This window comes from Mesorhizobium intechi, from assembly GCF_002879535.1.
GTDB classification, from domain to species: domain Bacteria; phylum Pseudomonadota; class Alphaproteobacteria; order Rhizobiales; family Rhizobiaceae; genus Mesorhizobium; species Mesorhizobium intechi.
The window spans coordinates 1-11,247 of sequence record NZ_PNOT02000120.1 but is presented as its reverse complement, the minus strand read 5'-3'; the positions used below and the strand labels follow the sequence as shown (position 1 = coordinate 11,247).

10 protein-coding genes and 1 pseudogene are annotated in these 11,247 nt (G+C 67.6%); 10 read left to right on the top strand and 1 reads right to left on the bottom strand.

The genetic code is table 11. From position 1 onward, the window contains the following. The 5 genes and pseudogenes from cobN to C1D09_RS10840 all read left to right on the top strand — a co-directional run. On the top strand, nucleotides 1-2,634 hold a 2,634-nt coding region (cobN, locus tag C1D09_RS10860), incomplete at its 5' end, for a cobaltochelatase subunit CobN (protein WP_143974259.1). Then, nucleotides 2,631-3,986 (top strand): annotated as a pseudogene (gene cobG, locus C1D09_RS10855) (precorrin-3B synthase); the annotation flags it as partial. The gene cobN and the pseudogene cobG, both read left to right, overlap by 4 nt. A gap of 15 nt (nucleotides 3,987-4,001) precedes the next feature. Next, nucleotides 4,002-4,634 (top strand): precorrin-8X methylmutase, encoded by a 633-nt coding sequence (locus C1D09_RS10850; RefSeq protein ID WP_143974261.1) that lies wholly within the window; start codon nucleotides 4,002-4,004, stop codon nucleotides 4,632-4,634. Further along, on the top strand, nucleotides 4,631-5,389 hold the full coding sequence (locus tag C1D09_RS10845; RefSeq protein ID WP_143974258.1) for a precorrin-2 C(20)-methyltransferase: 759 nt from the start codon (nucleotides 4,631-4,633) through the stop codon (nucleotides 5,387-5,389). Before C1D09_RS10850 ends, C1D09_RS10845 begins: the two co-directional genes overlap by 4 nt. Next, complete coding sequence (locus C1D09_RS10840) at nucleotides 5,386-6,150, top strand: precorrin-3B C(17)-methyltransferase (protein ID WP_143974257.1); 765 nt, start codon at nucleotides 5,386-5,388, stop codon at nucleotides 6,148-6,150. The genes C1D09_RS10845 and C1D09_RS10840 overlap by 4 nt, the downstream gene beginning before the upstream one ends. Here the strand turns inward: C1D09_RS10840 and C1D09_RS10835 are convergent. After that, complete coding sequence (locus tag C1D09_RS10835; protein WP_143974256.1) at nucleotides 6,114-6,875, bottom strand: cobalt-precorrin-6A reductase; 762 nt, start codon at nucleotides 6,873-6,875, stop codon at nucleotides 6,114-6,116. The two genes, C1D09_RS10840 and C1D09_RS10835, sit on opposite strands and share 37 nt — an antisense overlap. 1 nt (nucleotide 6,876) lies before the next feature. Here C1D09_RS10835 and cbiE point away from each other — a divergent pair, with 1 nt between their 5' ends. The 5 genes from cbiE to C1D09_RS10810 form a co-directional block, all read left to right on the top strand. Further along, nucleotides 6,877-8,112, top strand: coding sequence for a precorrin-6y C5,15-methyltransferase (decarboxylating) subunit CbiE (gene cbiE, locus C1D09_RS10830; protein ID WP_143974255.1), 1,236 nt, complete (start codon nucleotides 6,877-6,879; stop codon nucleotides 8,110-8,112). Further along, nucleotides 8,109-8,495: a cobalamin biosynthesis protein gene (locus C1D09_RS10825; protein ID WP_143974260.1), complete on the top strand. Its 387-nt coding sequence runs from the start codon at nucleotides 8,109-8,111 to the stop codon at nucleotides 8,493-8,495. Before cbiE ends, C1D09_RS10825 begins: the two co-directional genes overlap by 4 nt. Beyond that, on the top strand, nucleotides 8,492-9,256 hold the full coding sequence (gene cobM / locus C1D09_RS10820) for a precorrin-4 C(11)-methyltransferase (RefSeq protein WP_143974254.1): 765 nt from the start codon (nucleotides 8,492-8,494) through the stop codon (nucleotides 9,254-9,256). Before C1D09_RS10825 ends, cobM begins: the two co-directional genes overlap by 4 nt. Then, on the top strand, nucleotides 9,253-10,065 hold the full coding sequence (cobA, locus tag C1D09_RS10815) for a uroporphyrinogen-III C-methyltransferase (protein WP_143974253.1): 813 nt from the start codon (nucleotides 9,253-9,255) through the stop codon (nucleotides 10,063-10,065). The genes cobM and cobA overlap by 4 nt, the downstream gene beginning before the upstream one ends. Continuing rightward, nucleotides 10,062-11,247 (top strand): cobyrinic acid a,c-diamide synthase CobB (locus C1D09_RS10810; RefSeq protein WP_143974252.1); only part of this gene is annotated, 1,186 nt, incomplete at its 3' end. The genes cobA and C1D09_RS10810, both read left to right, overlap by 4 nt.

The window sequence follows — 11,247 nt, the reverse complement described above, 5'->3', positions numbered from 1 at the left end:
TCCCTGGCCTTCGTGGAAACCGCCCTCGCCGCGCTCAGACCCGCCGCCATCATCACCGCGACCGCCTTTGCCTCCGGCGCCGAACCCGGCGTCGAAACCTTGTTCGACCGCGCCGGCGTGGCGGTCTTCCAGGTCATCGTTGCCACCACCCGCCGCGAAGTGTGGGAAAACAACCAGCGCGGCCTGGCCCCTGCCGACCTCGCCATGCATGTCGTGCTGCCAGAGTTAGACGGCCGCATCCTCGCCGGCGCGATTTCCTTCAAGGGCGAAAGCCATGTCGATCCCGCGCTTGGCCACCGCGCCTTCGCCAACCGGCCGGAACCGGATCGTGTCGCGCAGGTCTCTGACCGCGTGGCAGCCTTCATCAAGTTGCAGGAAACGCCCCGAGCCGAGCGCAAGCTGGCCGTGCTGATCCCGGATTACCCAAGCGCTCCCGGCCGTACCGGCTATGCCGTCGGCCTCGACGTGCCGTCCAGCGTGCTGGCCATGCTGCATGACCTGAAGGAGCAGGGCTACGGCGTTGAAGGGATTCCGCAATCGCCGCGTGAATTGCTGGATTTGCTGGAGCAGGGCAAGCAAGGGCTGACACTGACGCAGTATCTGGACGCATCGAAAGAGTTGCCCGCTGAGGCAATTGCTGCCGTTGAAGCGGCTTGGGGGAAAGCTGAAGGCGGGACACATCAACCTTCACCACCAAACAAAGAATACCTCCGCTTCCGCGCCGCCACCTTCGGCAACATCACGGTAGCCCTCGCCCCCGATCGCGGCCGCTCGGCCGATCGCCGCTCCGACTACCACGATCCAACGCTGCCGCCGCGTCACGCCTTGCTCGCCTTCGGCCTGTGGCTGCGCAAATCGCTCGGCATGCACGCCCTGATCCATGTCGGCGCCCATGGCACGCTGGAATGGCTGCCGGGTAAGACCGTTGCGCTGTCGCAAAGCTGCTTCCCCGAGATCGTCACCGGCGGCCTGCCCGTCATCTATCCCTTCATCGTCTCCAATCCCGGCGAGGCCGCACAGGCCAAGCGGCGCATCGCCGCCGTTACTCTCGGCCATCTGCCGCCGCCGCTGACTGGCGCCGGCTTGGATGAAGATCAGCACAAACTCGAACGCCTGGTCGACGAATACGCCCAGGCCGACGGGCTCGATCGCCGCCGCCGCGACCGCCTGGCCAAACTGATCGTCGACACGGCGCAAAAGACCGGCCTCGCCGCCGAAGCCGGGGTCGCTAGGACCGACGCGCCCGACGAGGCGCTGCGTCGCATCGACGCCTGGCTCTGCGATCTCAAGGACTTCGCCATCAAGGACGGGTTGCATATTTACGGCCGCGCGGCTGAGGACGAGCCCGACGCCATGCGCCGCCAAAGCGCCGAGGCTGAAAAGGCCGCACTGCTTGCCGCGCTCGATGGCCGCCACGTCAAGGCCGGGCCGGCCGGTGCGCCGGCGCGCGGCCGCTCCGACGTGCTGCCCACCGGCCGCAATTTGTTCACGTCGGATCCCCGCACCATGCCGACGCCGACCGCCTATGATCTGGGCAAGGCGGCGGCCGAAGAAGTGGTGCGCGGCTATCTGCAATCGCATGGCGACTGGCCGCGTTCGCTGGTCATCGATCTCTGGGGTTCGGCATCGCTGCGCACCGGCGGCGAGGAGATCGCGCAAGGCCTGGCGCTGATGGGCTGCCGGCCGCAATGGGATGCCGCCACCGGCCGCGTCACCGGCATCGAAGTGCTGCCGCCGGCCACGCTCGGCCGCCCGCGTGTCGACGTCACCTGGCGCATATCGGGCCTGTTCCGCGACATGTTCCCGACCCAGATCGCGCTCATCGACGCGGCCGCCACCGCCGTTGCCGCCCGCGACGAGGATGATTCGGAAAACCCGCTCGCGGCCAGGACCCGTGCGGATGGCAAGATCAGCCCACGCATCTTCGGCACCTCGCCCGGCAACTATGGCGCCGGCGTCGAGGATCTTTTGTCCAGTGGTGACTGGGGTACGCGCGAAGAGATCGGCCGCGCCTATCTCGACGCCACCTCGCATGCCTATGGCGGCGCCGGCGGCGAAGGCATCTCGGCGCCCGGCGCGTTCGAAACCCGCATCGCCGAGGCAGATCTTCTGGTCCACACCGGCGACGACCCAGGCCGCGACATTTTGGAAGGCTCCGCCGACGTCGCTTTCATCGGCGGTTTTTCAGCCGCGCTTGCCGCGCTTGGCCGGAACGCCGATGTCATCGTGCTCGACACGACAGACCCCCAAAAGCCGACGCCGCGCTCGGTCGGTGACGCGGTGTCGCGCGTGGTGCGCGCCCGCGCCGTCAATGCGCGCTTCATTGCCGGCCAGATGCGGCACGGCCCGCGCGGCGCCTCTGAATTCGCCGAGACGGTCGACCGGCTGGTCGGCTTCGCCGAAACCACGCATGCCATATCGGGGGCACTGATCGAGGCCGTGCACGACGCCTATGTCGGCGACGCGGAAGTCCGCGCCTTTATCCTTCGGGAAAACCCGGCCGCCGCCAAAGTCATTGCCGAACGTTTTCTCGCGGCGCGCCGACGCGGCCTCTGGCACCCCTTGCGCAATTCCATCGACGACGATCTCGCCGCGCTGATCACCGAGGCCGAGGCGCTGGGAGTGGCGGCATGAACGCCTTCTCGCGTCGCGGCGCCTGCCCGGCTTTGTCGGCGCCGATGCAGACGGGCGATGGGCTGCTGGTGCGGCTCAACCCGGTTTATGGAGGATTGTCGCCGAAGCTTTTGATCGGTCTGGCCGAATCCGCCCTGCGGCATGGCAACGGCATCATGGAAGTGACCGCGCGTGGAAGCTTGCAGATTCGCGGGTTGACGGCGGCAAGTGCGGCGCTGCTCGCGGCGGAGGTCGATGCGCTGGGCATTACGGTGCGGACCGGCGTGCCGGTCGAGACGGGGCCGCTGGCGGGCATCGACCCGCAGGAGATTGCCGATCCACGACCGCTGGCTGAGCGGATCAGGGTGGCGGTCGAGGACGCCGGGCTGACGCCAAGGCTGGGGCCGAAGGTGTCGGTCATCGTCGACGGCGGCGGGCAGCTAGGCATGGATGCATTGACGGCCGATGTGCGGTTGAAGGCGGTGCGGGCCGACAACGACATCATCTGGAGCGTATCGGTCGCCGGCGACGGCCGAAACGCGAAGGTATTGGCAAGTGCCGATGCGGATGCCGCCAGAGACATCGCCGTCGCTACGCTCAGGATGGTCGCCGAAAGGGGCCGCGAAGCGCATGCGAGAGATTTGTCGGAGAGGCAATTGGCCTCTCTCGCAGGCTGGCATTCTGTCACGCCCCCCTCTGTCCTGCCGGACATGTCCGGCAGGACAGAGGGGGGCACCCCGCGCAAACCTATCGGTCTTTTCCCCTTGGCCGGCGACATTTTCGCCCTCGGCATCGCTCTCCCCTACGGCAGCATGCCGGCTGATAAAGTCATCGCCCTCGCCCAGCACGCCCTTTCCCTTGGCACCACCGAAATCCGTCTCGCCCCGGGCCGTGCCTTGCTATTCGTTGGTCAGCCAGACGCGGCTTGCACAAGCCTCCAAGCCACCGCGGCCGCCCTCGGCTTCGTCACCTCCGCCTCCGATCCGCGCACGCACATCGCCGCCTGCCCCGGCTCGCCGGCTTGCGCCTCCGGCCGCATCGCCACCCGCGCCATCGCCGACACGATCGCCGCCGAAAACGCCGACATCCTCGACTTCACCCTGCACATTTCCGGCTGCGCGAAGGGCTGCGCGCATCCTGGCCCTGCGGCGCTCACGATCGTGGGCGGCGAAAATGGAGCCGGACTTGTCGTGAACGCGACGGCAAAGGCCCTTCCTGCGGGCTACAGGCCGGGCTATGACGCCGCGCGCGGCATCGGTCGCGTCTCGGCGGTGATCCGCAGCGCACGATTTCAGGGCGAGACCGCCGCCGCTTGCCTGACAAGGCTCGCGCCGGCAGCAATCGCCGAGACTTACCGACAGGCCCAAACCAAAAACACGGAAATGAGCATGGCCGCCTACGACTACATCCACGACGGCACCGCGATCTACGAGCGCTCCTTCGCCATCATCCGCGCCGAAGCTGACCTTTCGCGTTTCTCGGAAGCAGAGGCCGATGTGGCGACCCGCATGATCCATGCCTGCGGCCAAGTAGAGGCATCGAGCCATTTCGTTTTCTCGCCTGACTTCGTCGCCGCCGCGCGCGCGGCTCTTGCTGGCGGCGCGCCGATCTTCTGCGACGCGGAAATGGTCTCCCATGGCGTCACCCGCACTCGGCTTCCGGCCGGCAACGAGGTGATCTGCACACTGCGCGACCCGCGCACGCACGACATCGCCAAAGCCATCGGCAACACCCGCTCCGCCGCCGCGATCGACCTGTGGGGCGAACGCATTGCCGGCTCCGTCGTCGCAATCGGAAATGCGCCGACCGCGCTCTTCTATCTCCTGGAGAAGCTGCGTGACGGCGCGCCGAAGCCGGCGGCCATCATCGGCATGCCTGTGGGCTTCGTCGGCGCCGCCGAATCGAAGGATGCGCTGGCCGAGAATTCCTACGGCGTGCCCTATGCCATTGTGCGCGGCAGGCTCGGCGGCAGCGCCATGACCGCCGCCGCGCTCAATTCCCTGGCGAGGCCGGGCCTGTGAACGCACTTCCCAAAGGCAGGCTCGTTGGTGTCGGCACGGGTCCCGGCGATCCCGAACTGTTGACGCTGAAGGCCGCTCGGGCCTTGGCCGGGGCCGATGTCGTTGCCTATTTCGCCAAGCGCGGCAACAACAGCAACGCGCGTGCCATCGTCGAGGCCCGCTTCCGGCCTGACATGCTGGAATTGCCGTTGCTCTATCCCGTCACCACGGAGATCGACAAGGATCACGAGGACTACCGCTCGCAGATTACCGATTTCTACGAGGAGGCGGCGGGAAAGGTCGCCGAACATCTCGAAGCAGGCAGAATGGTAGCCGTCCTGTCCGAAGGCGACCCGCTGTTCTATGGCTCCTACATGCATCTGCATGTGCGCCTCGCCCATCGTTTCCCGACCGAGGTCATCCCCGGCGTCACCGCTATGTCCGGCTGCTGGTCGCAGACCGGTGTGCCGATCGTCCAGGGCGACGATGTGCTGACCGTGCTGCCCGGCACGATGAGCGAATTCGAGTTGACCCGTCGGCTGGCCGACACCGATGCAGCCGTCATCATGAAGGTCGGCCGCAACCTGCCCAAGATAAGGCGTGCGCTGGAGGCCGCCGGCAAGCTGACCCGCGCCGTCTATGTCGAGCGCGGCACCATGGCCGGCAGCGTCTCGATGAAGCTCGCCGACAAACAGGACGACAAGGCGCCCTACTTCGCCATCATATTGGTCGCCGGCTGGTCCGGCCGGCCCGGTGCGCCGGGAGCGCAGGCATGAGCGGCCGTCTCACCGTCATCGGCCTCGGGCCTGGCAAGGCCGATCAGGTCACCCCTGAAGCCAGCCGCGCCGTGGCCGAAGCGAAATTCTTCTATGGCTACAAGCCCTATCTCGACCGGCTCGAACTGCGCCCGGACCAGACCCGTGTCGCCTCCGACAATCGCGAGGAACTCGCCCGCTCCAAGGATGCCTTGATCAAGGCCGCCGAGGGCCATGACGTCGCAGTGGTCTCCGGCGGCGATCCCGGCGTCTTTGCCATGGCGGCCGCCGTGTGCGAGGCGATCGAGGCCGGCCCGGCCGAATGGCGCACGGTCGATGTCGCCGTCGTGCCCGGCATCACCGCAATGCTCGCCGTCGCCGCCCGTATCGGCGCGCCGCTCGGTCATGATTTCTGCGCCATTTCGCTGTCCGACAATCTGAAGCCCTGGGAGTTGATCGAACTGCGCCTTCTGGCCGCGGCCGGCGCCGGCTTCGTCATCGCGCTCTACAACCCGATCAGCAAGGCGCGCCCCTGGCAGCTTGGCCGCGCCTTCGAGTGCCTGACCGCGATCCTGCCCGGCACCACGCCGGTCATTTTCGGCCGCGCCGCCGGCCGTCCCGACGAGCGCATCGAGGTTTATCTGCTGGCCGATGTCGACGCGCAAAAGGCCGACATGGCGACCTGCATCATCATCGGCTCGCCGGAAACCCGGATCATCAAGCGCGGCGACAAACCGGCGCTCGTCTATACGCCACGCTCGGCGGCGGGCTCGACGAAATGATCGACCATCGCGGCGAGCTCATCGACGGTTTCAGCCGAAGGCACGTCCGGCAGATCAGGCCTGCGGACCATGACCACGTCGATGCCGAGCGCTCGCGCGGCGGCTATCTTGCCGTAAGTGGCGGCGCCGCCGCTGTTCTTGGAGACGACCACGTCGATGCGATGCCTTTCGAGCAGCACGCGTTCTTCCGCCTCGCCAAACGGCCCGCGCGCCAGCAGATAGGTCGCATCGGGCACGGCCAGCTTCGGCTCGACGGGATCGACGCTGCGAATGAGGTAGTGATGCCGGGGCGCAGCCTCGAAGGCAGCAACCTCTTGCCGGCCAAGCGCCAGGAAGGCGCGGCGCGGCGCCGGGCCAAGCGCTCGCACGGCGTCGCCTGTCGTATCGACCAGCGTCCAGCAGTCGCCTTCGACCGGCTTCCAGCCAGGGCGGCGCAAAGCAAGGATCGGCACACCGGTCAGCCGCGCCGCCTGCGCGGCATTGGCGGAGATTCGCGCCGCGTAAGGATGTGTGGCGTCGATCAGCAGATCGGTGCTGGCCTCCCGGAGATAGGCGGCCAGCCCCTCGGCGCCGCCAAAGCCTCCGCTTCGCACGGGCACGCCTTGCGCGACCGGGCTTTCGGTGCGGCCAGCCAGAGACAGCGTGACCGCGGCGCGTACCGCAAGCTTGCCGGCCAGTTGCCGGGCTTCCGTGGTGCCGCCGAGGATCAGAATGCGGTGGGTCATCATGCCTGCTGAAAGTTCGCGCGGCGCCACACCGAAATGGCTGACAGTGATCGGCATCGGCGAGGACGGTTTAGCGGGTCTCGGCGACGAGGCCAAGCAGCGGATTGCCAAGGCCGAGATCATCTTCGGCGGCAAGCGGCACCTGGCGCTGGTCGCATCTTTCGCCAAGGGCGAGCAGCGTCCCTGGCCGGTGCCTTTCGATGCCGGGATGGCCGATGTGCTGGCGCTTGCCGGCAAGAACGTCTGTGTGCTCGCCTCCGGCGACCCGTTTTTCCACGGCGTCGGCGCCACACTCGCCCGCAAGGTCAAGCCGCGGGAGATGCATGTCATTCCCGCGCCGTCGGCCGTTTCGCTGGCCGCCGCCCGCCTTGGTTGGGCGCTGCAGGATATAGAGATCGTCTCGCTGCATGGCCGGCCGCTCGATCTGGTCCGGCCCTTGCTGCAGCCCAATGCGCGCATCCTGGCGCTGACGTCGGATGCCGAAGCGCCTGATGCAATTGCCCGCCTGCTCACAGAACTCGACTTCGGCGCCTCGCGGTTGACGGTTCTTGAGGCGCTGGGCGGGCCAAAGGAGAACCAGCGCACCGCACGCGCCGATGCCTTCGAACTCGAAAACATCAATCCGCTCAATGTGCTGGCGATCGAAATTGAGCCGAATCCGCAAGCCCGCGTCCTGCCGCTCACGGTTGGTCTTGCCGATCATCTGTTCGACCATGACGGCCAGATCACCAAACGCGAAATCCGCGCCATCACCCTGTCGACACTGGCGCCGAGGCGCGGCGAATTGCTGTGGGACATCGGCGCCGGCTCGGGCTCCATTGGCATCGAATGGATGCGGGCGCATCCCTTGATGCGCACGATCGCCATCGAAGCCGATCCGACCCGCGCCGCCCGCATCCACCGCAACGCCGCCGCCTGTGGCGTTCCCGGCCTTGTCGTGGTGGAAGGCAGCGCGCCCAAGGCACTGGCCAAGCTGGACACGCCGGACGCGATCTTCATCGGCGGCGGCGGCAGCGATACCGGCGTGTTGAACGCCGCCATCGAGGCGCTGCGCCCCGGCGGCCGTCTCGTCGCCAACGCCGTGACGCTGGAGATGGAAGCCTTGCTTTTCGCGCGGCACACAAAGCTTGGTGGTGATCTCACCCGGATTGCCATCTCTCGCGCATCCCCTGTCGGCTCGATGCAGGCCTGGCGGCCGGCCATGCCGGTCACCCAATGGAGCTGGGTGAAACCATGATGGTCGCAGGCATCGGCAGCCGAAAAGGCGTGAGCGCTGAAGACGTGCTTGCCGCGATTGAAACCGCTCTCGAAGCGCATGGGCTGGCCATGACGGCGCTTTCCGCATTGGCAACTGCCGCGCCGAAGAGGGATGAAGTGGCGATTGCCGCCGCAGGCAGCGCATTGAACCTTCCGGTCATCATCGTCGATGACGCAGCCCTTCGGGGCGTCTCGGGGGAAACGCTGAGCCACTCCGACCTCTCGCAAGAAGTCGCCGGCACGCCCTCGGTTTCCGAAGCATCGGCCCTTGCCGTGGTCGGCACCGGCGCCAGACTGCTTGGCCCACGAATTGTAGTTGGCCCGGTCACCTGCGCCATCGCCATCAGCGGAGACGCGCCATGACCGTTCATTTCATCGGCGCCGGTCCGGGTGCCGCCGACCTCATGACGCTGCGCGGTGCCAGGCTCCTGGCAAGCTGCCCGGTCTGCCTGCATGCCGGCTCGATCGTCGCGCCTGAATTGCTGCAGCATTGCGCGCCGGGGACGAAACTGATCGACACCGCGCCTATGTCGCTCGACGAGATCGAGGCGGCCTATGTCGACGCGCACAAATCAGGCCATGATGTCGCCCGCCTGCATTCCGGCGACCTGTCGGTGTGGAGCGCGGTGGCCGAACAGATCCGCCGGCTGGAAAAGCACGGCATCCCCTACACGCTGACCCCGGGCGTCCCCTCCTTCGCGGCCGCGGCCGCGGCACTGCGCCGCGAGCTGACCATTCCGGAAGTCGCGCAGAGCCTGGTGCTGACCCGCGTTTCCGGACGCGCCTCAAAAATGCCGCCTGGCGAAACATTGGCCGGCTTCGGCCGCACCGGCGCCACGCTCGCCATTCATCTTGCCATTCACGCCGTCGACCGCGTCGTCGCCGAATTGACGCCGCACTATGGCGGCGATTGTCCGGTGGCGATCATCTTCCGCGCCTCCTGGCCGGACGAGCGGGTGCTGACCGGTACGCTGGCTACCATCGAGGCACAACTGGCCGCCGATCCGATGGAGCGCACCGCGATCATCTTCGTCGGCCGCTCGCTGGCGGCGGAAGGTTTTGGCGAAAGTTCATTGTACGACGCCCACTACCAGAGGCGTTTTCGCGGACGGGACGGATTGTGAGCGGCAACACCAGAAACAGCGGCGGCGCGCTCGAACAGGCCTTTTCGCGGCTGAACTTCAAGCCGCGCCCACTGGAGCCGGGCCATGTATGGCTGGCCGGCGCCGGCCCCGGCGACCCCGGCTGCCTGACTCTGGAAGTGCTGGCGGCCTTGGCCGAAGCGGATGCGCTGGTTTACGACGCGCTGGTCTCGCCAGATGTCGTCGCCGTTGCCGCAAACGCCGAGCTGTTTTTTGCCGGCAAGCGCGGCGGCCAGCCGTCGATGAAGCAGGACGACATCACCGCTCTGCTGGTCCGGCTGGCGCGTGAGGGCCGCCGTGTCGTGCGGCTCAAGGGCGGCGATCCCTATATTTTCGGCCGTGGCGGCGAAGAGGCCCTGGCGCTCGCACGCGAAAACATTCCATTCCGCGTGCTGCCGGGCCTGACATCCGGCCTCAGCGCGCTCGCCACCACCGGCATCCCGGCCACCATGCGCGGCATCAACAAGGCGGTGATCCTGGCGACCGGCCACGCCGCAGGCACTGACGACGACATCGACTGGACGGCGATCGCCCGCACCGGCCAGCCTGTCGTGGTCTATATGGGCATGGCCAATCTGCCGCTGATCGCGGCAGCGCTGCTCGATGGCGGGTTGGCGCCGTCGACACCGGCGGCGGTGATCGTCGCCGCCACCACGCCGCAGGAGCGAACCGTCGTCGCCACGCTCGCAACCATCGCCGAGGAAGCGGCCGCCGCGGGGCTGACCTCACCGGCGCTGATCGTTGTCGGCGGCATCGTCGCCATGCGCGCGGCATTGACGGGGCAAGCATGACCGCCCGCGCAATCATCATCGGCGCGCCGCACTCCGGCGCGGGCAAGACCAGCGTCACCATCGGCATCTTGCGCGCGCTCACCCGGCGCGGCCTGAAGGTGCGCGGCGCCAAATCCGGCCCCGACTATATCGACCCCGGTTTCCACACCGCCGCCACCGGCCTGTCCGGCGTCAATCTCGACAGCTGGGCGATGCCGCCGTCGCTGCTCAATGCGCTGGCCGCGCAACAGGCCGACGACACCGATTTCGTCATCCTGGAAAGCGCCATGGGCCTGTTCGACGGCATTCCGGCCGCGCCGGGGCGAACCGGCTCGGCCGCAGATCTCGCCCGGCTCTACGGCCTGCCGGTGCTGCTGGTGCTCGACGTGTCAGGCCAGTCGACCACGGCGGCGGCCGTCGCCAAGGGGTTTGCCACCTACGATCCGGACGTGCGCATGGCCGGTGTCGTGCTCAACCGGCTGGGCAGCGAGCGCCATCGCAGGCTGTCCGGCGACGCCATCGAGGCGATCGGCCTGCCTGTCGTCGGCGCCATCTTGCGCGACCCCACCTTGAATCTGCCCGAACGGCATCTCGGCCTTGTCCAGGCCGGCGAGTATGATGATCTGATGGCGCATCTCGACCGGCTGGCCGACATGGCGGAGAAATCGCTCGACCTCGACGCCGTGATGAGGCTGGCGACGCCCCTCACCCCGGCAGCCGGCGGCTTCGCCGATGCGCTGCAGCCGCCCGGCCAGCGGATAGCTCTGGCCGAGGATGCCGCCTTCACTTTCCTCTACCCGCATGTCGCCGCCTATTGGCGCAGGGCCGGTGCGGAAATCGCCCCGTTCTCACCGATCGCCGATGAGGCGCCCGACGACAGCTGCGATGTCTGCTGGCTGCCCGGCGGCTATCCCGAGCTTCACGCCGGCAAGCTTGCCGCCGCTGCGAATTTCCTTGCCGGAATGGCGCGTTTCGCCGCGACCAGGCCCGTCCATGGCGAGTGCGGCGGCTTCATGGTGCTTGGCGAAGCGCTGGAGGATGCCGCAGGCGAAACGCATCGCATGCTCGGCCTGCTCGGGCACGTCACCAGCTTCGCCAAGCGGAAGATGAATCTCGGCTATCGCGAGGCGCGGCTGCGCGCCGATTGCGTGCTGGGGGCTCAAGGCGCGCTGATCCGCGGCCATGAATTCCACTATGCGCAGA

Coding starts and splice junctions, on each gene's coding strand:
- cobM (WP_143974254.1), top strand. CDS start 8,492: ATGACCGTTCATTTCATCGGCGCCGGTCCGGGTGCCGCCGACCTCATG.
- C1D09_RS10835 (WP_143974256.1), bottom strand. CDS start 6,875: ATGACCCACCGCATTCTGATCCTCGGCGGCACCACGGAAGCCCGGCAA.
- cbiE (WP_143974255.1), top strand. CDS start 6,877: ATGCCTGCTGAAAGTTCGCGCGGCGCCACACCGAAATGGCTGACAGTG.
- C1D09_RS10840 (WP_143974257.1), top strand. CDS start 5,386: ATGAGCGGCCGTCTCACCGTCATCGGCCTCGGGCCTGGCAAGGCCGAT.
- C1D09_RS10825 (WP_143974260.1), top strand. CDS start 8,109: ATGATGGTCGCAGGCATCGGCAGCCGAAAAGGCGTGAGCGCTGAAGAC.
- C1D09_RS10850 (WP_143974261.1), top strand. CDS start 4,002: ATGGCCGCCTACGACTACATCCACGACGGCACCGCGATCTACGAGCGC.